At 70.7% G+C, this 23,135-nt stretch carries 22 protein-coding genes and 1 pseudogene; 7 read left to right on the forward strand and 16 right to left on the reverse strand.

Annotated elements, in window-relative coordinates; all coding sequences use genetic code 11:
• Nucleotides 1-8: 8 nt before the first annotated feature.
• From OG226_RS32040 to OG226_RS32085, 10 genes are all read right to left on the reverse strand, one after another.
• Nucleotides 9-1,340 (reverse strand): hypothetical protein, encoded by a 1,332-nt coding sequence (locus OG226_RS32040; RefSeq protein ID WP_328683289.1) that lies wholly within the window; start codon nucleotides 1,338-1,340, stop codon nucleotides 9-11.
• Between the two features lie 66 nt (nucleotides 1,341-1,406).
• A complete protein-coding gene (locus OG226_RS32045; RefSeq protein ID WP_328683290.1) occupies nucleotides 1,407-2,468 on the reverse strand; it encodes a glutamate ABC transporter substrate-binding protein in 1,062 nt (353 codons plus the stop codon).
• A 14-nt stretch (nucleotides 2,469-2,482) separates the two neighbouring features.
• A complete protein-coding gene (locus OG226_RS32050; protein ID WP_443044816.1) occupies nucleotides 2,483-3,928 on the reverse strand; it encodes a hypothetical protein in 1,446 nt (481 codons plus the stop codon).
• Nucleotides 3,929-4,113: 185 nt separating this feature from the next.
• A complete protein-coding gene (locus OG226_RS32055; RefSeq protein WP_329350848.1) occupies nucleotides 4,114-5,085 on the reverse strand; it encodes an N-acetylglucosamine kinase in 972 nt (323 codons plus the stop codon).
• Entirely contained in the window at nucleotides 5,076-6,341 is a 1,266-nt protein-coding gene (locus tag OG226_RS32060) for a 6-phospho-beta-glucosidase (protein ID WP_329350849.1), read from the reverse strand. The genes OG226_RS32055 and OG226_RS32060 overlap by 10 nt, the downstream gene beginning before the upstream one ends.
• 6 nt (nucleotides 6,342-6,347) lie before the next feature.
• Nucleotides 6,348-7,241, reverse strand: a complete 894-nt coding sequence (locus OG226_RS32065; protein WP_328683293.1) for a carbohydrate ABC transporter permease — start codon at nucleotides 7,239-7,241, stop codon at nucleotides 6,348-6,350.
• A 2-nt stretch (nucleotides 7,242-7,243) separates the two neighbouring features.
• Nucleotides 7,244-8,212 (reverse strand): carbohydrate ABC transporter permease, encoded by a 969-nt coding sequence (locus OG226_RS32070; RefSeq protein ID WP_328683294.1) that lies wholly within the window; start codon nucleotides 8,210-8,212, stop codon nucleotides 7,244-7,246.
• 7 nt (nucleotides 8,213-8,219) lie between these two features.
• A complete protein-coding gene (locus OG226_RS32075; RefSeq protein WP_328683295.1) occupies nucleotides 8,220-9,557 on the reverse strand; it encodes an ABC transporter substrate-binding protein in 1,338 nt (445 codons plus the stop codon).
• A 537-nt stretch (nucleotides 9,558-10,094) separates the two neighbouring features.
• A complete protein-coding gene (locus OG226_RS32080) occupies nucleotides 10,095-11,321 on the reverse strand; it encodes an ROK family transcriptional regulator (RefSeq protein WP_328683296.1) in 1,227 nt (408 codons plus the stop codon).
• 190 nt (nucleotides 11,322-11,511) lie between these two features.
• The gene (locus OG226_RS32085; RefSeq protein ID WP_329350850.1) at nucleotides 11,512-12,363 is read right to left on the reverse strand and encodes a hypothetical protein; all 852 of its coding nucleotides are present in this window, start codon (nucleotides 12,361-12,363) and stop codon (nucleotides 11,512-11,514) included.
• A 353-nt stretch (nucleotides 12,364-12,716) separates the two neighbouring features.
• Between OG226_RS32085 and OG226_RS32090 the strand changes: the two genes are divergently transcribed.
• Entirely contained in the window at nucleotides 12,717-13,328 is a 612-nt protein-coding gene (locus tag OG226_RS32090; protein ID WP_329350851.1) for a hypothetical protein, read from the forward strand.
• 142 nt (nucleotides 13,329-13,470) lie between these two features.
• On the opposite strand, the pseudogene OG226_RS32095 reads toward OG226_RS32090, so the two are convergent.
• Nucleotides 13,471-13,800: pseudogene (locus OG226_RS32095) on the reverse strand (DUF397 domain-containing protein); the annotation flags it as partial.
• On the opposite strand from OG226_RS32095, the gene OG226_RS32100 reads away from it, so the two are divergent.
• Complete coding sequence (locus OG226_RS32100) at nucleotides 13,705-14,463, forward strand: ATP-binding protein (RefSeq protein WP_329350852.1); 759 nt, start codon at nucleotides 13,705-13,707, stop codon at nucleotides 14,461-14,463. The pseudogene OG226_RS32095 and the gene OG226_RS32100 sit on opposite strands and share 96 nt — an antisense overlap.
• Nucleotides 14,460-14,819 (forward strand): hypothetical protein, encoded by a 360-nt coding sequence (locus OG226_RS32105; protein WP_329350853.1) that lies wholly within the window; start codon nucleotides 14,460-14,462, stop codon nucleotides 14,817-14,819. The genes OG226_RS32100 and OG226_RS32105 overlap by 4 nt, the downstream gene beginning before the upstream one ends.
• Here the strand turns inward: OG226_RS32105 and OG226_RS32110 are convergent.
• Entirely contained in the window at nucleotides 14,806-15,900 is a 1,095-nt protein-coding gene (locus tag OG226_RS32110; RefSeq protein ID WP_328683301.1) for a mechanosensitive ion channel family protein, read from the reverse strand. The two genes, OG226_RS32105 and OG226_RS32110, sit on opposite strands and share 14 nt — an antisense overlap.
• 345 nt (nucleotides 15,901-16,245) lie before the next feature.
• Here OG226_RS32110 and OG226_RS32115 point away from each other — a divergent pair, with 345 nt between their 5' ends.
• On the forward strand, nucleotides 16,246-16,782 hold the full coding sequence (locus OG226_RS32115; RefSeq protein ID WP_019063156.1) for an HNH endonuclease: 537 nt from the start codon (nucleotides 16,246-16,248) through the stop codon (nucleotides 16,780-16,782).
• A gap of 83 nt (nucleotides 16,783-16,865) precedes the next feature.
• Here OG226_RS32115 and OG226_RS32120 read toward each other — a convergent pair whose 3' ends face one another.
• The 3 genes from OG226_RS32120 to OG226_RS32130 are packed head-to-tail and all read right to left on the reverse strand — an operon-like array spanning nucleotide 16,866 to nucleotide 19,449.
• Nucleotides 16,866-18,224, reverse strand: a complete 1,359-nt coding sequence (locus OG226_RS32120; RefSeq protein WP_329350854.1) for an ABC transporter permease — start codon at nucleotides 18,222-18,224, stop codon at nucleotides 16,866-16,868.
• Nucleotides 18,221-18,919 carry an ABC transporter ATP-binding protein gene (locus OG226_RS32125; RefSeq protein WP_328683303.1) on the reverse strand — a complete coding sequence of 233 codons (699 nt, stop codon included), beginning with the start codon at nucleotides 18,917-18,919 and terminating at the stop codon, nucleotides 18,221-18,223. Before OG226_RS32125 ends, OG226_RS32120 begins: the two co-directional genes overlap by 4 nt.
• Nucleotides 18,916-19,449 carry a PadR family transcriptional regulator gene (locus tag OG226_RS32130; RefSeq protein ID WP_329350855.1) on the reverse strand — a complete coding sequence of 178 codons (534 nt, stop codon included), beginning with the start codon at nucleotides 19,447-19,449 and terminating at the stop codon, nucleotides 18,916-18,918. Before OG226_RS32130 ends, OG226_RS32125 begins: the two co-directional genes overlap by 4 nt.
• A gap of 184 nt (nucleotides 19,450-19,633) precedes the next feature.
• Between OG226_RS32130 and OG226_RS32135 the strand changes: the two genes are divergently transcribed.
• The 3 genes from OG226_RS32135 (at nucleotide 19,634) to OG226_RS32145 (ending at nucleotide 22,417) form a co-directional block, all read left to right on the forward strand.
• Nucleotides 19,634-19,945, forward strand: coding sequence for a hypothetical protein (locus tag OG226_RS32135; protein WP_329350856.1), 312 nt, complete (start codon nucleotides 19,634-19,636; stop codon nucleotides 19,943-19,945).
• The gene (gene malQ / locus OG226_RS32140; protein ID WP_329350857.1) at nucleotides 19,946-22,072 is read left to right on the forward strand and encodes a 4-alpha-glucanotransferase; all 2,127 of its coding nucleotides are present in this window, start codon (nucleotides 19,946-19,948) and stop codon (nucleotides 22,070-22,072) included.
• A 66-nt stretch (nucleotides 22,073-22,138) separates the two neighbouring features.
• Nucleotides 22,139-22,417: a hypothetical protein gene (locus OG226_RS32145; RefSeq protein WP_329350858.1), complete on the forward strand. Its 279-nt coding sequence runs from the start codon at nucleotides 22,139-22,141 to the stop codon at nucleotides 22,415-22,417.
• A gap of 73 nt (nucleotides 22,418-22,490) precedes the next feature.
• Here OG226_RS32145 and OG226_RS32150 read toward each other — a convergent pair whose 3' ends face one another.
• Nucleotides 22,491-23,108 carry a TetR/AcrR family transcriptional regulator gene (locus OG226_RS32150; RefSeq protein ID WP_329350859.1) on the reverse strand — a complete coding sequence of 206 codons (618 nt, stop codon included), beginning with the start codon at nucleotides 23,106-23,108 and terminating at the stop codon, nucleotides 22,491-22,493.
• Nucleotides 23,109-23,135: the final 27 nt, after the last annotated feature.

Genomic DNA, 23,135 nt, shown 5'->3' on the forward strand with positions numbered 1-23,135 from the left:
CCCGTCACTCACGCGCCCGGCCCCCTCTGGTCCTCGGGACCGCCCTGCGGCTGTGTCCGCGGAGCGTTGAACTGCTCGGCAGCCGCGTGCTGGTAGCGCAGCACCGCCTGTTCGGCGACGCGCAGGTCGCAGGGCGCGCTCCACAGCATGCGGCGGGCCGCGTCGTACCGCTCGATCAGCAGCGGGTCCTCCGCGAGGCCGTGCCGGGCGACCTTCGCCTTGTACGCGTCGAGGCGCCCGCGCAGCTCCGCGCGGACCGCCAGCGGCTGGGTGACCGCGGTCAACGACTCGCGGGCGCGCAGCAGTTCGTCCTCCGCCTTCCGCTCCAGGGACTCCAGGAGCGGGGACAGACGGTGCCACTGGGCGTGTCTGCGGTACTCGGCGGCCGTCGACAGCTGCTCCTGCAGCACGGTCGGCGGACCGCCGACGACCGGCACCTCCGTGGCGGCGATCTTCGCGAGGACCTCACCGCGCGCGGTGCGCGCCTCGGCGAGCGTGCGGTCCGCGCGGGAGAGCACGTCCCGCAGCTTCACCAGCCGCGCCTCCGCGTCCTGCCGGACGGTGAGTACGGCGTCGATCTCGCGGCGCACGTCCTCCAGGGCGCGCGCCTCCCGGTCGTAGACCGTGGTGTCCGGGCGGCCGCCGCCGGGGGCCGAACTGCCCTGCGCCCGCACCCAGTAGGACAGCGGGTCGGAGATGACCCGCTCGCGCAGGTCGGTCAGGACGCGGGTGATGCGCTCCAGGTCGTCGCCCGCCGGGTGTTCGCCCGGGCGGACGCCGACGGAGTGGGCGAGCTGGCGGGTGCGCTGCAACTCCGCGGCCAGTAAATCGATCCGGGCGGGCAGCGCCGACCACACCGCGTCGGAGGTGACGACCATGTCGAGCGAGTTCGCGTACAGGTCGTTCATCTCGTCGACGAGCGCGCTCAGCGAGAACTGGTGGCTCAGCTTGCTCGAACCGCCGGTCAGCGTCGGCATGTTGGCCGTCGCCGTGGTCGAACCGGCGACCGTGACGGACTCGCCGCGCAGCAGCTCGGTCAGCTCGACCAGGTCCTCACGGCTGGACCAGCGGCGCCGGGAGCGGATGCTCTGTGCGGCGCGGAACGCGTCCGTGTAGGCGTCGAAGTACGCCCACAGCAGCGTGATCGACGCGTCGGTGGACGCCCAGCGCTCCTTGGTCGTGCCGGTCAGCTCGGCGCCTTCGAGGAGTCTGCGGCCCGCGTGGTCCTGCAGGGCGAGGAGCGAGGTCTCGATGGCCTCGTGCTCCGCGCCGAGCCGCGCCAGCGCACGGTCCACCTCGTCCCGGTCCATTACCGGCCCGGGGGGTCCCGTGACGCCCATCGATCACCTCTCGCTGCGTTGTGTTCCGTGGAAGGTCCGTTGTGCCGTTCGGTAGTTGACGGTCCGTCACTTGTAGTGCGGGGGCGGCGGGTCGGCCGACTCCGAGTTCTTACCCAGGGTGGGCAGCAGCCATTTCGCGTACGACGCCCGCCAGCCGTCCGGGCCGGTGCGGTAGCTCTCCAGTATTCGGTTGACCCGCTGCACCAGATCGGTGGCGTCCTTGTTCATCGCCACGCCGTAGTACTCCTTGGTGAACGTGGTGCCCTTCAGCTCCACCGTCGGGTCCTGTGCGGCCTGGCTCGCGGCGAGCGCGCCGTCGGTCACCACCGCGTCCGCCTGGCCGAGTTGGAGCTCCACCAGGCAGTCCAGCTGGTTGGCGACGGGGGGCAGGATCCGCACGCTGGCGGGCAGCTTGCCGCTCGCCTTGTCGTCGGTCAGCCGGTCGTTCGCCGTGGAACCCGACGCGGAGCAGACGCGCTTGCCGGCCAGGGACTTGTCGTAGCCGGTGATCGTCGACGCCTTCGGGGCGAGGACCTGCTGGCCGGTGAGGAAGTACGGGGCGGAGAAGGCCACTTGACCGGCTCGGGCGCAGGTGATCGTCATGGTGCGGACCACCATGTCGACCTGCTTGTCCTGGACCGCGGGGATGCGCTGGTTGGTCGGGATGGCCAGGAACTGGACGCTGTTGGCGGTGTACGCGTCGCCGAAGATGTTCTTCGCGATCGCGGTGACCAGGTCGATGTCGAAGCCCTCCAGGTCACCGGAGGAGCTGTTGGGGTTGCGGTAGCCCCAGCGGTAGCTGTTCTGGTCGATGCCCACCTTCAGCACACCGCGCGCCTTGATGGCGTCGATCGTGGTGCCGTCGGCGTCCGACGGGGACGGGCTCTGGTTCTGGACGGTCGACTCGTCGCACTCGGGCGCCCTGGCCTGGGTGCCCTGGACCGTGCGCTGACCGCCGAGGGCCGCGCCGCCCTCGCCGCGCGACTGGGTCAGCGGCAGCAGCAGCACGAACGCGACCGCGAGGACGCAGACGACCGCCATCGCGCCCACCCCGCCCCAGCCCCGCAGGCCGGCCCGCAGGCGCCGCACCGCGCTCAGGCGGCGAAAGAAGTCACTCCGTGCGCGCATCGTCACGCCCCCTTTCACCGGTACTCCGACAGCCTGCGCCCGATGCCCAGGACGGCCCCGGCCGCACCCAGCACCGCGAGCACCGCGGCCCCGACGGTGAGGCCGGTCATCGCGTCCAGGCCGTCGCTCGCCGACTGCCTGAACTCCTTCGTCTCGTGCACCAGCGCCGTGTTCAGCGAGGCGTCCACCGCGTTGAAGCACTCGCCCGTCGCGCCGCTCTTGCCGATGACACCGTCACGGGCCTGCTGGTAGAGGCCCTTCTCGTTGTCGTCGCTGACCTTCGCGTGGCGGGAGATCCACACCTTCATCGAGCTGTTGGCGACCGCGACCGGCTTGCGGCCCGCGGAGTCGTCGGCCAGCGAGTCGGCCAGCTTCAGACCCTTGCCGAGCTTCGCGATCTCCTGGTCGTACTCGTAGTCGTAGGCGTCCACGACCGTCTTGTCCGCCAGCGTCTTCGTCTCCGCGCCGCGGCTGACCAGCGTCAGGTTCTCGTCGCTGCGCGCCTTCAGGGAGGCGATCCGGGCGTCGTGCAGCACGTTGAGCGACTTCACCCCGTGGTCGTACGAGGCGTCGAGGCCCGCGCGGGCGACGGTGTGGCCGACGACCACCCACAGCAGGACGACCGCGGTGGTGGCCGAGGCGGCGACCAGGCCGTGGTTCAACACCCGGTTCGTGCGCTGGTAGTTGCGCCGCTGCGCCCACGCAAGGCCGCCGAGCGCGAGGAGTCCGAGGACGATCGCGAACCACGGGTACGGCTTCGCGTCCCCGTAGTCGTCGCTCAGCCGCTGGTTCTCCGTCTTGTAGAGCGTCTCGGCCTTCGGGAGCATCTTGTTCTGCATGGTGTCGTTCGCGGCGCGCAGATAGGCGCCGCCCACCGGGAAGCCCTGCCGGTTGTTGGCGCGGGCCGACTCGACCAGACCCTTGTACTCCGGCAGCAGTTCGTTGAGCTGCTCGATGGTGGTCGCGGACGACGAGCCCGGGTCGGTGTTGGCGGCGGCCGTCACCAGCTTCGCGGCGGCCGTCCTGATGTCCGCCTCGTACTGGTCGCGGGTCGCCTGCGTCTCCTGGAGCCCGGCCAGATAGCCGCTGGCCGCCATCGTGTTGGCGTCGGCGAGCGAGCGGTAGATGTCCGCCGCGTCCGAGCTGAGCGGCTGGCTGTGGTGGAGCACGTCGCCGGCCGCCGTCGCGCGGCTGTCGGTCTGCCAGGCGGTGACCGCGCCGAACGCGATCACCAGCACGGCCAGCAGCGCGCCGATCGCGCGCAGCCGGCCCGGCTCGGTGGTGGCGGCCACGCGCAGCCGGTCCACGCCCTCGGCGAGCGCCGTACGGCGCGCGGGCGCCGCGTCCGGCGTACGCCGGGGCGCGGGCGCCCCCGGCCGGCCCGGCTGCGGCGGCAGCACCGGCATCGTGGGCACGGCGGTGCCCGGTGGCGCTGTACTGCTCTTCTGCGGTTGTGTCACTGCTGACCTCCCCCAGGGTCATCCCGTCGCGGCAAGTATCGCCGCAGGGACTGACATTCCGCACCGGCCTTCACTGGATCTTGATCGGATCGCAGCGTGGTCACCGGATTTCCGGCACCACACAACGCCCCGCACCGCCCCCCTGTCCATGAATACGCCGTGGGAATCTGTTCGGTTCCCGGGTGTCAGTGCTCGTAATAGGCCCTGGCCCGCACATGTGCCTCGGCCACGGCGCCCACATGGTCCAGACCGAGCAGGACGGCGCCGAGGACCGGTCGCGCGGTGACGACCGTCGCCACCGCCTTGGGCGCCTTGGCCGCCAGCAACTCCCGTATACGGTCGTCCAGTTGGGGATGCCGGGCGGCGAGGACGCTGCCGCCGAGCAGCACCGACGCCTCCTCGTCGAGCAGGTCGAGGCGGGTCAGCGCGACCGTCGCCATCGCCACGACCTCCTCCGCCATCCGGTCCACGATCGAGCGGGCCACCGGATCGCCGTCCGCCGCCGTCGCGAACAGCACTGGAGTCAACTCGTGTCGCCGCTCGTTCGTGACGTGTTCGAGATGCAGCGCCTCGATGAGGGCGTACATCGAGTCCAGGCCGAAGTACGCGGGCAGCGTGCGCGCCAGGGCCGTAGGACCGCCGCGGCCGTCCTCGGCGCGGGCCGCGTGCCACAGGGCCTCCTCCGCCAGGCCCCAACCGCCTCCCCAGTCACCGGAGATGCGGCCGATCGCCGGGAAGCGGGCGGTGCGGCCGTCGGGGCGCATGCCCGCGCAGTTGATGCCGGCCCCGCACACGACGGCGACCCCGCGCGGCTCCGGGATGCCCGCCCGCAGCACGGCGAACGTGTCGTTGCGGACCTCCACACTCGTGCCCCACGCGCGCGCGTGCAGCGCGACGGCCAACTGCTCCTCCTCCACGGGGAAGTCGGCGTTGGCGAGACAGGCCGACACATGCTCGACCGAGCTCACCCCCGCCTCCGTGAAGGCGCGGGCGACGGCCTCGGCGACGTTGTCCACGGCCGGCCCGATGCCCACGACCGGCGGCCGGAACCCGCCGCCGCGCGCGGTGGCGAGGACTTCCCCGTCGGCCGCCACGACCGCGACGTCGGTCTTGCTGTTGCCCGCGTCGATGGCGAGGACACTTGCGGTCAGGCCCACGCGAGGTGCTCCCGGTTGTGCGCGATCAGCTGGTCGGTCAGGGCTTCGGCGTACTCGTACTGGCCGATCAGGGGATGCGAGAGCAGCGCCCGGAACACCCGGTCCCGGCCCCCGCGCAGCGCGGCCTCCAGGGCGAGGTCCTCGTACGCCGTCACGTTGGCCATCAACCCCGCGTACAGCGGATCGACGTCCGCCACGGCAAGGGGGGTCGCGCCCTTGGCGCCGACGGCGGCCTGCACCTCGATCACCGCGTCGTCCGGCAGGAACGGCAGCGTCCCCTTGTTGTACGTGTTCACCACCTGGTAGGGACTGCCACCCCCGCCGAGCAGCGAGGCGGCCAGGTCGACGGCGGCCTCGGAGTAGTAGGCGCCCCCGCGCTTGGCGAGCAGCGCGGGCTTCTCGTCGAGCGCCGGGTCGGCGTACATCTTGAGCAACTCACGTTCCATCTCGGCCACTTGGGAGGCGCGGGACGGCTTGGTCCGCAGTTCCCGTACGACCTCGTCGTGCGCGTAGAAGTAGCGCAGGTAGTACGACGGGACCACGCCGAGCCGGTCGAGCAGCACCCGGGGCAGGCTCAGGTCGGCGGCGATGTCGTCGCCGTGTTCGCCGAGCAGCTTGGGCAGCGCGTTCTCGCCCTCGGGACCGCCGAGCCGCACACCGGTCTCCCAGGTGAGGTGGTTGAGGCCCACATGGTCGAGGTGCACATCGGCCGGGGTGACCCCGAGGAGTCCGGCGAACTTGCGCTGGAAACCGATCGCCACGTTGCACAGGCCAACCGCCTTGTGGCCGGCCTGGAGCAGGGCGCGGGTCACGATCCCCACCGGGTTGGTGAAGTCGATGATCCAGGCGTCCGGGTTCGTACGCCGGACCCGCTCGGCGATGTCGAGAACGACCGGTACGGTCCGCAGCGCCTTGGCGAGGCCGCCCGCGCCGGTCGTCTCCTGGCCGACGCAGCCGCACTCCAGCGGCCACGTCTCGTCCTGCTCGCGCGCCGCCTGCCCGCCGACCCGGAGCTGGAGCAGCACCGCGTCGGCGCCCTCGACACCGGCGTCCAGGTCGTCCGTCGTGACGATCCGGCCGGGGTGGCCCTGCTTGGCGAAGATCCGGCGGGCCAACCCGCCCACCAGCTCCAGGCGTTCGGGCGCCGGGTCGACGAGGACGAGTTCCTCGACGGGCAGGGTGTCCCTCAACCGGGCGAAGCCGTCGATGAGTTCGGGTGTGTAGGTCGAGCCTCCGCCGACCACGGTCAGTTTCATACCTGGTTAACCCTTCACTCCGGTGAGCGTGACGCCCTCGACGAACGCCTTCTGGGCGAAGAAGAACACGAGGATCACGGGGGCCATGACCAGTACGGTCGCGGCCATGGTGAGATTCCAGTCGGTGTGGTGCGCGCCCTTGAACGACTCCAGGCCGTAACTCAGCGTCCAGGCACCGGGGTTCTCGGACGCGTAGATCTGCGGCCCGAAGTAGTCGTTCCAGGCGTAGAAGAACTGGAAGAGCGCCACGGCGGCGATACCGGGCTTGGCCATCGGCAGCACGACCCGCACGAGCGTCTTGAAGTCGCCGCAGCCGTCGACCTTCGCCGCGTCCAGGTACTCGTTCGGGATGGTCATCAGGAACTGCCGGAGCAGGAAGATCGAGAACGCGTCCCCGAACGCCATCGGGATGATCAGCGGCCACAGCGTGCCCGACAGGTCCAACTGCTTGGCCCAGAACAGGTACATGGGGATGATCACGACCTGCGGCGGCAGCATCATCATCGAGATGACCAGCATCAGCGACAGATTCCGGCCCCGGAAGCGGAACTTGGCGAGCGCGTACGCCACCGGGATCGACGACACGACGGTCAGCACGGTGCCGAGGCCGGCGTAGATCAGCGTGTTCTTCCACCAGGTCAGGAAGCCCGGAGTGTCGAACACCTTGCGGTAGTTGCCCCACTCCCAGGTGTGCGGGATCAGGTCCCGGCTCAGGGCCTGGCTGTCGCTCATCAGCGAGGTCAGGAACACGAACACGAACGGGAGCGTGAAGAAGAGGGCCGCCGCGACGCCGAGTGAGTGGACCGCGATCCACTCCATGAGCGCCTTGCGGCGGGCGGTGCGCTCGGCGGGGGTCACCGGCGCCCTCAACTCCACGGGCTTGTCGAGTACTTGGGCCATGGTCAGTCACCTGCCAGGTTGAGGCCGCCCCGGCGCCGCATCAGGAACGCGGTGAACACCATCGACAGGGCGAACAGGACGAGTGCCACCACGCAGGCCGAGCCGTAGTCGAAGCGCTGGAAGCCGAGGTTGTAGACGAGCTGGGGGAGGGTGAGCGTGGACTTCTCCGGGTAGCCGGGCTCGAACTGCGTGCCGGCGCCCTGGATGACGCCGGACGCGACCTTCCCGGCGATGAGCGGCTGTGTGTAGTACTGCATGGTCTGGATCACGCCGGTGACGACGGCGAACATCACGATCGGCGAGATGTTCGGCAGCGTGACGTACCGGAACCGCTGCCAGGCCGACGCGCCGTCCAACTCCGCCGCCTCGTACTGCTCTTTGGGTACGTCGAGCAGCGCGGCCATGAAGATGACCATGAGGTCGCCGATGCCCCAGAGGGCGAGCAGGGTGAGCGCCGGCTTGGACCAGGTGGGGTCGTTGAACCAGCCCGGGGCCGGGATGCCGACCTTCTCCAGGAGTGAATTCACCGGCCCGGTACCGGGGTTGAGGAGAAACGCGAACGCCATCGTCGCCGCGACCGGCGGGGCGAGATACGGCAGATAGAACAGCGTCCGGAAGACACCCGTGGCCGTCTTGATCTTGGTGATCAACAGCCCGACGCCGAGCCCGAACAGGACCCGGAGCGAGACCATCACCACGACCAGCCACAGAGTGTTGCGCATCGCGGGCCAGAAGTACGGATAGTTCTTGAAGACGTACGTCCAGTTCTTCGTCCCCACCCACGTCGGCGGCTTGAAGCCGTCGTAGTGCATGAACGAGAAATAGACCGTCGAGATCAGCGGGTACGCGAAGAAGACCGCGAAGCCGATCAGCCAGGGCGACATGAAGGCGAGGGTGCGAAGCGCCTGTTTCCGCTGTTTCGCGGCGAGGCCGGGCGTGCGGTGCTTCTTCGCCAGGGTGACTGTGCTCATGCTGCGGCTACTTCGCCTGCGCGATGTCGGTGTCGATCTGCTTGGCGGTGCTCTTCAAGGCGGAGTCCAGGTCCTTCACCTTGCCGCTCTCGTAGTCGTACCCGAGGTTCTGGATCGTCGTCAGATACACACCGCCGTTGATGGAGGCGGGACTTGTCGTCGAGTACTGGTTCGACGCGATGTCCAGGAACGTCTTGAAGCGCGGGTCGTACTTCAGCTTCGGGGACTTGAGGGCGGCGAGGGTGGAGGGCACGTTGTGGATGCCGTTGGAGAAGTTCACCACCGCGTCCGTGTCCGTGCTGATGTACTTGACGAACTCCCAGGCGGCGTTCTGCTTCTTGCTGGTCGCGGCGATTCCGGTGATCGTGCCGGTGATGTAGCCCTTGCCGTACTGGGCGACCTGGTCGTCCGGCACGGGCAGCGGGGCGACTCCGATGTCCAGCTTGGGATTCGCGGCCGTGGCCATCCCGAGCCGCCACTCGCCGTCGAGCTGCATCGCGACCTGGCCGGTGTGGAAGGGGTGCTTGTCGCCCCACTCGTCACCGAGCGTGGAGCGGTAGCTCTCCAGCTTCTTGAATCCGCCGAGTCCGTCGACGAGCTTCTTCTGCAGCGTGAAACCGGCCTTGAACGCGGGGTCGGTGGCGAGCGCCGACTTGCCGCTCTTGTCGAAGTACGTCGGCGAGAACTGCGCGAAGATGTGCTCGGTCGTGGTCTCCCAGCCGTGGTAGTCCGGCATGAACCCGAGCTGCGAGTAGGTGTCGCCCTTGCTGATGGTCAACTTCTTAGCGTCGGCCTCGAATTCGGACCAGGTCTTGGGCGGGCTGGTGATGCCTGCCTTCGCGAACTCCGTCTTGTTGTAGTAGAGCCCGTACGCGTCGCCCAACAGCGGGGCGGTGCAACGGTTTCCGTCGAACTGGGTGTACTCGTTCATCGCCTTGGGGAACGTGGTCTCCGGGTCGATGTTCGCCTTCTTGAAGAAGGGGTTGAGATCGACCAGGGCGCCCGACGAACAGAACTTGCCGACGTTGTTCGTGGTGAACGACGAGATCACGTCCGGGGACTTGCCACCACCGGTGCGCAGCGCCTGGTTGATCTTGTCGTCGGTCATGTTGCCGACGACGTTCACATGGATGTTGGGGTGCGCCTTCTCGAACCCGGCGACCAGCGACTTCACGGCGCTCAACTCCGAGGCGGCGCTCCAGGCGTGCCAGAAGTTGATGGTGACGTCCTTCGAGGCGTCGTCGGAGGCACCGGACGAGGACTGCCCCGTACAGGCGGTCGCAAGCAGGGCGAAGGAGGCGGAGGCGGCGAGCGCGATAACCGCTTTCCGGGATATTCCGGGCATGACGAGGTCTCCCAAGGGCAGGGCAGGGCGGGGTGAGGTGAGGTGGTTGAGGGGCGCCGGTGGGGCGGGCGGGGTGAGGAAGCGGGGTGGGGCGGGGTCGGTCCGGAGGGGCCGGGTGGGGCGGGGTGGTGCGGGCGGTGCGGGGTGGTGCGGAGTCGGTCCGAGGAGCAAGCGAGGCGGATCGGGGTCGGTCTGGAGGTGCGGGGTGGTGCGGAGTCGGTCCGAGGAGCAAGCGAGGCGGATCGGGGTCGGTCCGGAGGTGCGGGGTGGTGCGGAGTCGGTCCGAGGAGCAAGCGAGGCGGATCGGGGTCGGTCCGGAGGTGCGGGGTGGTGCGGAGTCGGTCCGGAGGTGCGGGGTGGTGCGGGCGGTGCGTGTGGGTCGGAGTCGGTCCGAGGAGCCAGGCGGATCGGGGTCGGTCCGGGAAGCCGGTTGGTCAGTTGGTTCAGGGGAGCAGGGTGGGTCGAAGTCGGTCCGGGGGAGCCGGGTGGGTCGAAGTCGGTTCGGGGAGGGCGGAGTTGGCTGGTCGGAGCGGGGTCTCAGCGGGAGGTGTCGAAGACCTCGTCGCGGGTGGTTGCCAGCGCGCTCTCCAACGCGCCGCGCAGCACGGGGTGTTCATGGACGTCGCCGACGACGAGCCGGGGCCGTGACGCCGCCAGCTCCTCCAACTCGGCCTGGACGAGGGCGCGGAGAGGTTCGCCGCCCGCGGCCAGCGAGCCACCGCTGAGGACGACGAGTTCGGGGTCGAGCACGGAGACGAGCGAGGCGAGACCGGTCGCGAGATGGGTCGCGTAGATCTCCAGGAGCCGCCGCTGGGGTCCGGTCGTATGGTCGGCGGCGGACGCGACGAGGGCGGCGGCGACCTCGGCGTGCGGACCCGTCGGGATCTCGGTGATGCCGAGTTCCCGGGCGAGCCCGGGCAGCGCCTGCGAACCGGCCAGGGCCTGGTAACCACCGCTGTTGGCCTTGGTCACCTGGCGGACCAGGGGTGCGCCCGGCACCGGCAGGAAGCCGACCTCGCCCGCACCGCCGGTCCAGCCGCGGTGCAGCCGGCCGCCGAGGACCAGGGCGGCACCGAGACCGCCCTCGTTCCACAGCAGCACGAAGTCGCCGTGCCCGCGGGCCGCGCCGAGCCGCTGCTCGGCGATGGCGACGAGGTTGACGTCGTTCTCGTACTCCACCGGCATCGGCAGCGCGGCGGCGAGTTCGTCGAGCAGGGCGGGGGAGTGCCAGCCCGGCAGGTGGGAGGCGTAGCGCAGCCGGCCGGTGTTGGGGTCGAAGGCGCCGGGGGTGCCGATGACGAGCCGGTGGACGTCGTCCCGGGCGAGCCCGGCCGCCTTCACCGCCCCGTCGAGGGCATCCGTCACCTGCCGTACGACGGGCTGGGCGGGCCGCCGGCCAGGAGTGGCGAGCTCGAACTCTCCCACCGTCCGTCCGGTGACGTCGGCGACGGCGGCGCGGATGCGCTCCGGCGTGACGTCGAGCCCGGCGGCGTACGCGGCACCCGGATTGACCACGTACAGCTGGGCGTTGGGGCCCGGCCGCCCCTCGCTGGTCCCGGTGGCGAGTACGAGCCCCGCGGCCTCCAGCCGGGCCAGCAGCTGCGAGGCGGTCGGCTTGGAGAGGCCGGTGAGCTTGCCGATCCGGGTGCGGGAGAGCGGGCCGTGCTCCAGGAGGAGGTCGAGGGCGGCACGGTCGTTCATGGCGCGCAGGACGCGGGGGGTGCCCGGGGTGCCGCTGCCCGGGGTACCGGAGGTTCCTGCCATGTCTTACGCCACCTGCCTTTCGAACTCCCGAACCACATAGCGTGTCACGTGATCACTGTTAGGAAAGTTTCCAATTGGGTGGGAGGAACGTAAGCCCGGGACGAAGGGGGCGTCAATAGACACCGCCCCCGAGGCAACAGACTCGTTACCTGCGGGGGCGGTGGGGGAGGGGTTGGTGCTACCCGGCGTCCTACTCGACGTCGATGAAGTCACCGGCGGCGGTGGCCGCGCCGGTGGTGGAGGTGCCGGCGAAGACGTAGCGGAAGTAACCGTCCTGCGCCGCCTTCACGGTCGTCGTCAGGGCACCGCTCTTCCCGGTGGTGACCGTCTTGACGGTGGTGTAGGTGCCCGAACTCTTCGCCCTGAACTGCAACTTGGCGGGCTGGGACACGTAGCCGGAGTACTTGCCGGTCTCCCAGTTCGCCCGCGTCAGCGCGCCGGTGACCGTGATGGTCCTCCCCTTCTTCACCGGCTCCGGGGAGGCGTTGGCGGTGAGTTTGGCGGCGCGCTGGATCCTGACCTTGCCCTTGTTGCCCCAGGCGGCGAAGTCCATCGACGAGCTGATCTTGTCGTCGGAGTCGTCCAGGTCGACGTCGTAGCGGCCGTACATGCCGCCGACGTTCCAGGTGGTCGCGTCGGCGGTCTCGTACAGGCTGTCGCCCGGGTCGACCGTGATCGTGTCGGAGCACGACTCCGTGACCGTGGTGTCCGTCGTGGCGGTCGTCGTGCACGTCGGCGACATGTCGCTGTCGAGCTCGTTGTCGAAGTCCGAGAGTCCGCCCCGGTAGAGCATGATCCCCGCGAACGTCGTCTTGTAGTCGATGACCAGGTCCGAGGGTCGCGTCAGGGTGTACGTCACGGGCACCTTCACCGCGGCGGTGGTACCGACGACGACCGCCTTCCCCTTGTTGACCGTCACGCCGGAGAAGACCAGGTCCGGCGTCGCGGCCTGCGCGAGCGGCGCGGCCAGACCGGTCAGGGCCAGGGCACCGGTCAGGGCCAGGGCACCGGTCAGGGCGGTGCCGATGGCGATTTTTCTCATTCTTGTCCCCGCATTCGAAACGGGCCCCTGGGCATTGCGCTCCAGAACAAGGGCCCGTCGTGGGGCGACCTTAGGCATGGGGAGCCTGCGATGAAAATGAATTGAACCTGTGAAGGTGATCGCATCACGGCTTCGTCACGATGGGTAAAGTCGCAGGTGGGAGCGGGTGGCGGAGATTCTCCCGATGTGCCGGAATTGCGAGCCCTGTTGGGCGCTTTTCAGCCGCTACGGCTCCGCCCCCGAGGCCGATTCGTGATGTGGACCGACCCGTCCTGCCAGTCGCCTCACAGGCTTCTGACTTTTGATCAGCGGCGTTTGCGAGACAAGGGGATCCAGGGAACGGGGTGCGGGGCGTGAGGGTGTTGGTGGGGTGCTGGCGGGAGGCGGCGGGTGGGTTCGGCGCCGTGCTCGGGACGGTCGAGATGCTCCGGGTGGCCTTGGGCCAGGACGGCATCACCTGGGCCGAGGCGGGCGAGGACGTCGTGTTGTGGGCCGCAGTCAGTGTCGTCTGGGCGGTCGTGACATCGCTGTCGCTACGGCGACGGGCCCGTACGGTGGGTGTCGCCTTCACCCCGGATGTCCTCGCCGACCGTCAGACCCGCCAACTCCGCGCGCTACAGCCCTCGGTGGGCTGGTCCGACCGGATGGGCGCGGAGTTGAAGGCCTCGGACCGGGTCGCCGTCACGGCGGAGAAGGGACGCGAGGAGATCTGGTTCCGCTGGCGCCCGGGCCGCCATGGCCACACGGTCTGGGGCTCGATCACCTTCGACGAACCTTCGGGGACGGTCCTGCTCGACCTTCGCGAGGGGGAGGCGTACACGGGGATCTCAGGGGTGCGGCGGGGGGTGTCATTCGTCGCGTTGTGTCAACTGGCCCAGGGGTTGGGGTTGGTGGAGGCCGAAGCGTGCCGACAGGCCGGCCAGGATCTGCGGACGTACCGGGGAATGGGCTTGCTGCGCGGGTGACTTGGGCGTGGGGTTGGGGGTGGGCGCATCCCGTCGACCGCGATGTCCAGGAGCCGGGACGCCCGGCGCCGAGGGGTGGGGTGTGGAAATGTGACACTCGGGGCGAAAGTGTCACACTTCTGCGGGGAGGGTGTCCTGTGGGGGACTTGGAGTCGCGGATGGCTATGGTGCCGGGGATGTTGCGGGCGACTTCGAGGCACTCGCCGCTTCCACTGCTGTAGCTGGACGTCACGAAGCCGAAGCCGTGCGTAGACCTGGAGTGGCTCGGGCGCCGACAGGCCCTCGCTGACGACCACCCCTCGCGCGTACTCGGGCTACGGATTTCGACTCGTCCAGCCCGTAGAACGCGCACAGCACCCGGATGTCGGGGTCCCGCATGGGCACCCAACCCCGTTCCGAGTGGGAGCGCCCCGCCCTCGCCGGTGATGTCGCCCTCGTCGTATCCGAGTTGATGACCAACGCCCTGCTGCACGGCAGCCTGCGGGACCGGGTGATCCGGGTCCGCATCACAGTCACCGGGGTCACCCTCCGCGTCGACGTCAGCGACCCGCGCGGCGAACGGTTGCCGAACCCGTGCCCGGCAGGCGACACGGATCAGTTCGGGCGGGGACCACTCCTGGTCGGAGCCTTGTCCCACCGCTGGGGATGGGAGCCCCGTTGGCGTGAGGGAGTGACGGGAGCGGCGTTAGCGTGGGCACGTCCCACAAGGGCGCTCGGTGAGCGGAAGGGGCGGCCGATGACCATGCCGTACGCGGAGGGGGACGCTCCACTGATCCCCCGTCCCGACCTCACGCTTCCGGCACTTCGGCAGGCCGTGGCCACCGTCGTCCCCTCCCGCCTCCCGGAGTTCTTCGAGGACGTGCGGAGGGCGTTTGTACGGGCCGGTGACGAGGACAGCGTCGTACCGATCCGCATGTTCCACCGGGAGTGGGGCGTGATCGTCGAGATGGAACGCCACCCGGAGACTGCACGCCGCCGAGCAGGCGATCAACAGCGCCGACGCCTCCGTACACGACCGTGCCATCCGCGAAGCCGGCGAGATCGCCGTACGCGAGTCCATGGTCCTTCAAGTGGGCTGGTTCGGCCGGCGGTTCACCGATCGCGGGACGGTGAGGAGTGGGGGAGCAACAGGTGAGCGAGCAGTCCTGGTACGGCGTCCGGTGGGTGTTCCGGCATCGTGAACTCGGTGTCTATGAAGAGAGGTTGACCCTGTGGCGGGCCACCTCGCTCGACGAGGCCATCAGCCGTGGGGAGTTGGAGGCGCACGAGTACTGCGCGGACCTCGACGGCGTCGAGTACGCCGACTTCGCCGAGGCGTACCGGATGTTCGGCGAGCCGGGGGAGGGCGCCGAGGTCTTCTCCCTCATGCGGGAGAGCGGTTTGGCCGCCGGCGAGTATGTGGGGCGGTTCTTCGATACGGGGGCCGAGCGGGCGGGGTTGGGCGAAGCCCGCCCCACCTCGCGTCGGCCTCCTACGCCTAGCGCCCCGTAGGCCGCTGCGAGGAAAGCGGCGAAGTGGCCGCCACCTGAGGCGAGTCCGAGTTCGAGTACACCGACGGCGCCGCGACCGACTCCGTCGGGTCCGCCACGTCGTCCACCGGATCCGCCGTCGCCCCGCCCACGATGCGGATGTTCGCCTCGTCGAAGGCCCGCTTCACCCGCCACCGCAGCTCCCGCTCGACCGTCACCGACTTGCCCGGCATGGTCTTGGCGGAGAGCCGGACGACCATCGAGTCGATCAACACACTGTCCAGGCCGAGGACTTCGATCGGGCCCCAGAGGAGCTCGTTCCAGGGCTCCTCCTTGCTCATCTTCTCCGTGACCGAGTCGAGCGTGGCCTTCACCCGGTCCAGGTTCTCGGAGGCACGCACCGTGACGTCGACGCCCGCCGTGGCCCAGCCCTGGGACAGGTTGCCGATGCGTTTGACCTCGCCGTTGCGGACGTACCAGATCTCGCCGTTGTCGCCGCGGAGCTTGGTCACGCGGAGGCCGACCTCGATGACCTCGCCGGAGGCGACGCCCGCGTCGATCTGGTCGCCGACGCCGTACTGGTCCTCAAGGATCATGAAGACGCCGGAGAGGAAGTCCGTGACGAGGTTCCGGGCGCCGAAACCGATCGCCACGCCCGCGACACCGGCGGAGGCGAGAAGCGGGGCGAGGTTGATCTCGAAGGTCGCCAGCACCATCAGTGCGGCTGTGCCCAGGATCACGAAAGACGCCACCGAGCGGAGGACCGAGCCGATCGCCTGGGAGCGCTGGCGGCGGCGTTCCGCGTTCACCAGGAGGCCGCCCAGCGCCGTGCCGTCCACCGACTCGACCGTGCGGTTCATCCGGTCTATCAGCTTGGTGATCGCCCGTCGCACCGTCATTCTCAGGACCGCCGCGATCACCACGATCAGCAGCACCCGGAGACCTATCGCCAGCCATGTGGACCAGTTCTGCTCCACCCAGCTCGCGGCGTTGGTCGCGCTCTCCTGGGCGTCCTGGAGCGAGGGCACGGTCACCGCCGTCTCCGAGGGGCTCGGAGAGGGCGACGGCGTGGCGGCGGCCGGCAGGACGGCGGACAAGGACACGGCAGGTACCTCCAGGTGCGGTCCGCCCCCGGCGCTGCGGTCAAGGTCGTACACGTCTTCGTACACGCGGTTCTAGGTCACGAATAGGTCACCGTAGGGGCAGGCACACCACACTATCGGGGCATCGTGTGTGGATCGTTGCCATGTTCAGGGGAGAGGCCGCGCTCAGCCGGGAATGAACAGGTGGGACGAACCCACACCCGTCCCGGGACGGCGTCACATGTGGTCGAAAACACTCCCAGCCCGTTACCGGGACATGGTGGCGCTTCCACCAGGCATGAGGGGAGACTGACTACAGATCGTCCCGGCGCGAGCCACGCGCCGCCGACGCACAAGGAGGCATCCGTGCCGCATGTCCTGGTCCTCAACGCGTCGTACGAGCCACTCGGCGTCGTACCGCTCCGCCGCGCGCTCGTCCTCGTCCTGGAGAACAAGGCTGTCTCCCTTGAGGAATCCGGCGCCTTTATGCACAGCGCAACCGTCACAGTCCCCGCACCCAGCGTGGTCCGGCTCAAGCGATTCGTACGGGTTCCCTATCGGGGGCCCGTTCCTCTCACCCGCCGGGCGCTCTTCGCGCGCGACGGGGGCCGGTGCATGTACTGCGGTGGCGTCGCAACCAGCGTCGACCATGTCATTCCGCGCAGCCGCGGGGGCAAGCACGTCTGGGACAACGTGGTGGCGTCCTGCCGCCGCTGCAACCACACGAAGGCCGACCGACACCTCTTCGAGATCGGCTGGCGGCTGCGCCACAAACCCGCCCCACCCACCGGCCTGGCCTGGCGCATCATCGGGACAGGCCATAGGGACCCGCGCTGGCTGCCGTACTTGCAGCCGTACGGCGCGGAGGACGCGATGGCCCGGATCGACGGCATCTCCGCCTGACGATCCGGGCTTTTGTGTACGCCCACGCACGGCGGTACGGAGTCGTCCGCCCCGGCAGCCCCCCGTGCTGCCGGGGCGGACCGTCATGCGTACCGCAGCTCGCCCGGCCGCACCGACCGCCGCAGCAGCGGCAGTGACGTGGCCGCCGCCAGCACGCAGGCCGCGTACACCCCGACCGGCACCAGCAGCGCGCCGTACGGCACCGGCACGTCCGTGTGCCTGGAGACGGCGGCGCCGTACCAGAAGCTGATCGCCGTACCGCCGAGGCCCGCCACCGCGATCGCCGGGAGCAGCGGCAGCGCGGTCTCCAGGAGGAGCGCGCGGGCCAGTACGGCGTGCGGCACCCCGGCCGCCACCTGTGCGGCCAGGCCCCGGCGCCTGGTGGCGAGGGACTCGGCGGTGCCGACGGCCAGGGCGGTCAGGACGAGCGCGAAGGCGACGAGGATCGCGGCGGCCGTGAGGTCGATGCCCGTCGTGTAGTACGACATGCGCGTGCCGAGGTGGCCCCTGCGGCGCATGTCCTCCAGGCCCGCGAGCAGGATCTGCCGTACGCCCGCGAAGCCCGAGCCGACGACCGTCACCAGCAGCAGCGCCGCGTGGGTACGGGCGGTCGACCAGGGGTCCTCGCGCATCCGTTCCGCCGCGATCAACAGGGCGGGGCGGGAGGTGCCGGCCGCGAAGCCCTCACCCAGTTGGCGGGACGAGGCCCCGGAGAGCCAGATCGCGATCAGGCTGATCAGTACGGCCAGGACCAGCACGGTCACGGGGCCGAGTCCGAAGGAGACGGGGCTGCCGAAGACCGGCGTCAGCGCGATCGCCGCCGCCGTCACCGCCAGCAGTCGCGTCGCCGTACCGAACAGCCGCCCCGGCCCCCGCACCGGCCGGGTCCGCCGTACCCGGCCCAGCGGATCGGCCACCACCCGGCGCAGCGCCACCGCGCTCACACCCGCGCCCAGCACCGGCACGGCCGCGGCGACCAGGACGACACCGGCCCAGGCGACGGCGTACGGCAGCAGCGGTACGACCACCGCCGTCGCGACCACCGCACCGGCCAGGCACGCGAGCCCCGACTCCAGCGCCGCGATCCGCCGCACCTGCCAGGGCCCGGCCCCCGCCAGCCGCAACGCGGCCAGCCGCCGGTCCCGGTGCACCGCCCCGATCCGCGCGCACTGCCCGAGGAACCCGAGCACCGGGATCAGCAGCAGCCCGACCGCCAGACTCACGTTCTGCCGGTCACCGGGGGAGTCGAACAGCCCCGACCCGAAGGACACGGCGTAGAACCCCTCCAACGACAGCAGCGCTACGACGGCCAGTCCGATCCCCGTCGCCAGCGCGGCCCCGAATGCCGTGAGCCCGACCCGCCACCACTCCCGCCGGTCCGAACCCCGGGTCAGCAGCCAGGCCAGCCGCAGATCGGACCCCAGTGACCTCAGTGACCTCATACCGTCACCCCCGCCGTCGCCACGGTCCCGTCCGTCAGCCGGATCTCGCGGTCCGCGTACGCCGCGACCTGCGCGTCATGAGTGATCAGCAGGACCGCCGTACCGGACTCGCGGGCCGTCGTGACCAGGGCCGTCATCACCTGCTCGCTCGCCAGGGAGTCCAGCGCGCCCGTCGGTTCGTCCGCGAAGACGACCTTCGGGGCGGTGACCAACGCCCGGGCGAGGGCGACCCGTTGGGCCTGGCCGCCGCTCAGCTCGCCCGGCCGCGACTCGGCCTGCCCACGCACCCCGAACCGCTCCAGCCACTCCCCCGCGGTGGCCCGGGCGTCCGAGCGCGAGGCGCCCGCGAGCAGCAGCGGCAGCGCGACGTTGTCGACGGCCGTCAGCTCGGGTATCAGCTGGCCGAACTGGAAGACCACCCCGAACTCGGTCCGCCGCAGCTCGCTGAGCCGCTTCTCGGGGAGTTCGTCCAGCCGTTCCCCGGCGTACGTCACCGTCCCCTCGTCGGGGCGGACGATCCCGGCCAGGCAGTGGAGCAGGGTGGACTTGCCGCTGCCGCTGGTCCCCGTGACGGCGAGGATCTCGCCGGCGCCCAGGTCGGCCGAGGCGCCGCTCAGCGCCCGGGTCCTGCCGTGCGTCTTGGCGAGGTCACGGGCCGCGAGAAGCGGCACCGAGGTGTCCTCCTGGTTGCTCATGCTGTGTCGACCTCCGCGGTCAGAGTGGTCAGCCGGGCCGCCGTCGTCGCCATCCAACGGAGGTCCGCGTCAAGGTGGTTGAGGGCGTAGTCCGCCGAGAGCACGGTCGCCAGGTCGGATCCCTTGGCGGTCTTGACCGCCGTGAGTTCCCTCATCCGCTCCATGTGGGCGGCGCGTTGGGCCCTCAGATACGCCTCCGGGTCGCCGTCGGCCAGGATCGAGACGACGACCTTGGCGAAGATCTCGTTCGTCACGAAGGGCGCGGGCGGCGCGATCTCCCCCGCCCAGCGCGCGAGTTCACGCGAACCCTCCGCCGTCGAGCGGTACGCCGTGCGCTCCGGGCCGCCGTCCGAGCCGGTGCCGTCGACCTCCGCGAGACCGTCCCGGACCAGGCGTTGCAGGGTCGTGTAGACCTGCCCGTACGCCAGTGGGCGGGCCTGCGGGAAACGTTCGTCGTGGCGTCGCTTGAGGTCGTAGCCGTGGCTCGGTCCTCCGGCGAGCAGGCCCAGCAGGATGTGGCGGGTGCTCATGGCGCTCAGTATGCACCAGGTACATGTACTGAGTGAATAGTGATCAGTAGGAGAATGGCGGGGAGTGGGAGGCGGGAGTGGCTGCCGTGCCACCCGTACCCCAACCTGGAGGTCTGCCGTCGCGCCCACTGGGTAGGGCTGCGGTGACCCGCCCGCACGCCCGACACGACAGAAGGAGGCCCCCGTGGCCGCAGCATCGGCGTCGCTTCCGCGCCCGGCCCGCTCCAAACGCACCCCGGAGCCGGCCGCCGACCTCACCCCCGACCTGTTCTTCCTCGACTCCGAGGGAGCCTGGGCCGAGACCCCGCTGACCAGCGAACCGCCGCTGGCCGACGCCGAACCCCTCACCAGCGAGCCCCCGCTCGCCGACGCCACCCCGCTCACCAGCGAGTCCGCCACCATGGACGCGCCGCTCACCAGCGAGGCCGTCGCGTTCGACGACCCGATGGGCGGAGAACCGCTCGCTTTCGCCGACCCGGACTCGACGAGGCCCTAGATGACCGCACCCCGGCCGGCGGACACCCTCGGCGAGGACCTGTCCCGGCTCGCCGAACTGCACGGCGTCGCCACCGCCTACAGCCCCTCCCCGGACCGCGCGGTCCCCGCCTCGACCGTCGCGGTCGTCGCCGCGCTGGCCGCCCTCGGCGTCGACGCGAGCACCCCGCGGGCCACCGCCACCGCGCTCGCCGCCCGCCAACAGGAGCTGGCCGAACGGCTGTTGCCGCCCACCGTCGTGGGCCGGTACGGCGGTACGCCCGCCGCGCTCGACGCGCTGCCCGAGGGCACCGTGCTGCACATCGAGACCGAGCAGGGCGAGGCGCGGGCGAGCGCCGAGCAACTCCCGCCCGGCGTCCACCACGTGACCGCCACCGCGCCGGACGGCCGCAGCGCCGAGGCCCAACTCGTCGTCGCCCCGGACCGGTTGCCCGCGCCCGCGGGACGGTCGTACGGGCTGATGGTGCAGGTGTACTCGCTGCTCTCCCGGCGCTCCTGGGGCATGGGCGACCTCGGTGATCTGGGTGAACTCACCGCCTGGGCCGGGCGATCGCTCGGGGCCGGGTTCGTGCAGGTCAACCCCTTGCACGCGGCCGTGCCTGGCGCGCCCACCGACCCGTCGCCGTACCGGCCGTCCTCGCGCCGCTTCCCCGACCCGGTGTATCTGCGGGTCGAGGACATCCCCGAGTTCGCCTACGTCGAGGAAGCGGAGCGCGAGAGACTGCGCGGGGTCCTCGAACGGGCCGTACGGCTGCGGGAATCCGTCCTGGAGAAGGACGCGTTGATCGACCGCGACGCCGTGTGGGAGCTGAAGCGGGAGGCGCTGGAACTCGTCCGCGAGGTCCCCCTCGGCCCCGGACGACGGGCCGCCTACGTCGACTTCCTCGCCCGCGAGGGCGAGGCGCTGGAGGACCACGCCACCTGGTACGCGCTTGCCGAGGTGCACGGCTCGAACTGGCGGGAGTGGCCGGCCGCGCTGCGCGACCCGCGCTCACCCGAAACCGCCCGCGCCCGGGGCGAGTTGATGGACCGCGTCGACTTCCACTGCCGTCTCGCCTGGCTCACCGACGACCAACTCACCGCCGCCCAGCGGGCAGCGCGGGACGCGGGCATGCCGATCGGGGTCGTGCACGACCTCGCCGTCGGGGTGCACCCGGACGGTGCCGACGCGTGGGCGCAACAGGAGTACTTCGCCGCCGGCATGTCGGTCGGAGCGCCCCCGGACGCCTTCAACTCCCTCGGCCAGGACTGGGGGTTGCCCCCGTGGCGCCCCGACCGTCTCGCCGAGTCGGGCTACGCCCCGTACCGCCGCCTGCTCCGCGCCCTCTTCCGCTACGCCGGCGCCCTGCGCATCGACCACGTCATGGGCCTGTTCCGCCTCTGGTGGGTCCCGCAGGGGCACCCGCCGACGGAGGGCACCTACGTCCGCTACGACGCCGAGGCCATGCTCGCGATCCTCGCGCTGGAGGCGTCCCGCGCCGGATCGGTGGTGATCGGCGAGGACCTCGGGACCGTGGAACCGGGGGTGCGGGAGACCTTGCAGGAGCGTGGGGTGCTCGGCACGTCGGTGCTGTGGTTCGAGCGGGACTGGGAGGGCGACGGGCGTCCGCTCGCGCCGGAGCGGTGGCGGGCCGACTGCCTCGCCACCGCCACCACCCACGACCTGCCGCCCACCGCGGCCCGGCTCACCGGCGAACACGTCGAACTCCGCGACCGGCTGGGCCTGTTGACCCGGCCGGTGGAGGAGGAGCGGATCGAGTCGGCCACCGATGTGGGGGAGTGGCTGGCGCTGCTGTCCCGGCTCGGCCTCTACGAACACGCCGAGGGCGGCGGGCGGCCCGCGTCCGAGGAGGAGGCCGAGATCCACGCCGTCCACCGCTTCCTGCTCCGCACCCCGGCCCGGATGATCGGCGTCTGGCTGCCCGACACCGTCGGCGACCGGCGCCCGCAGAACCTGCCCGGCACATGGGACCAGTATCCGAACTGGCGCCTGCCCGTCGCCGACGCGGAGGGGCGGCCGGTGACGCTGGAGGAACTGGCCGCCTCACCGCGGCTGCACGCGCTGGTGGACGTGCTGCGGGTGGGGTCGGGGGAGGGGGCGGAGGTCGGCGGAGAAGGGGGCCAGTGAGGGGTGTGCGCCCCATACGGCACCCCCGGGCGCGCGGCCCGTTCGGGCGTTCGCTACTTTTGCGGTGTGGACAAGAAGAACGCTCTGCGCGCCGGTGCCCTGGCTGCCGGTACGACGCTGATGATGCTGCTCATGACGTCCCCCGCGCTCGCGCTCACCCGCGACGACGGTGACGACCCGGGCAATGGCCTGAGCGTCGCCGAGACGCTGGGGCTCTATGTCCTGATCCCGCTCGCCCTGTTCGCGGTCATCGCGGGCCTGGTCATGGCGCTGGACAAGTCCAAGGACCGCGCGCCGAAGGCCAAGCCCGGCAAGACCGGCACCGCCGTCGACGCCAAGGTCTGACCTCACGTTTTCCGGAGGGCGTCCGCATCACCCACAGCGGTGAGGCGGGCGCCTTCGGCATGTCCGCTTCCGGTCAGGGGCTCGGTGCCGTCAGGTAGCGCTGCAGGGTGGGGCCGAGCCAGGCCACGATCTCCTCGCGGGCCAGCGCCACGGTGGGCGGGAAGCGCAGTACGTAGCGCGTGAGCGCGAGCCCCAGGAGCTGGGCGGCGACCAGCCCGGCACGCGCCGGTGCCTGCTCCGGGTCGGGGCACGCCTGCCGCGCGACCGGCATCAGCTGATCCCGGAAGATCCCCTGCATCCGCTCGGCCCCGCCCTTGTTCGTGGCGCCGACCCGGAGCATCGCCGTCAGCTCCTCGTTCTCCTCCCACATGGCGAGGAAGTGTGTGACCAGGGCCCGCCCGACCTCGCCCCGCGGGGTCGAGGCCAGGTCCGGCAGCCGCAGGTCGTAGGAGACGGCCGCCGCGAACAGGCCCTCCTTGTTGCCGTAGTAGCGCATCACCATCGACGGGTCGATGCGCGCGTCCTTGGCGATGGCGCGGATGGTCGCGCGTTCGTAGCCATCGCTGGCGAAGCGCTCGCGCGCGGCTTCGAGGATGGCGGTGCGGGTGGCGTCGGAGCGGCGGGCGCCATGGGTGCCGTTGGTGCCGTCGGTGGTGCTGTCGGTGGTGCTGTCGGTGGTGCTGTCGTCCATGCCAACGAGCGTAGGCCAACACGTGTT

Origin of the sequence: Streptomyces sp. NBC_01261 (genome assembly GCF_036226385.1) — a bacterium.
Lineage (GTDB): Bacteria > Actinomycetota > Actinomycetes > Streptomycetales > Streptomycetaceae > Streptomyces.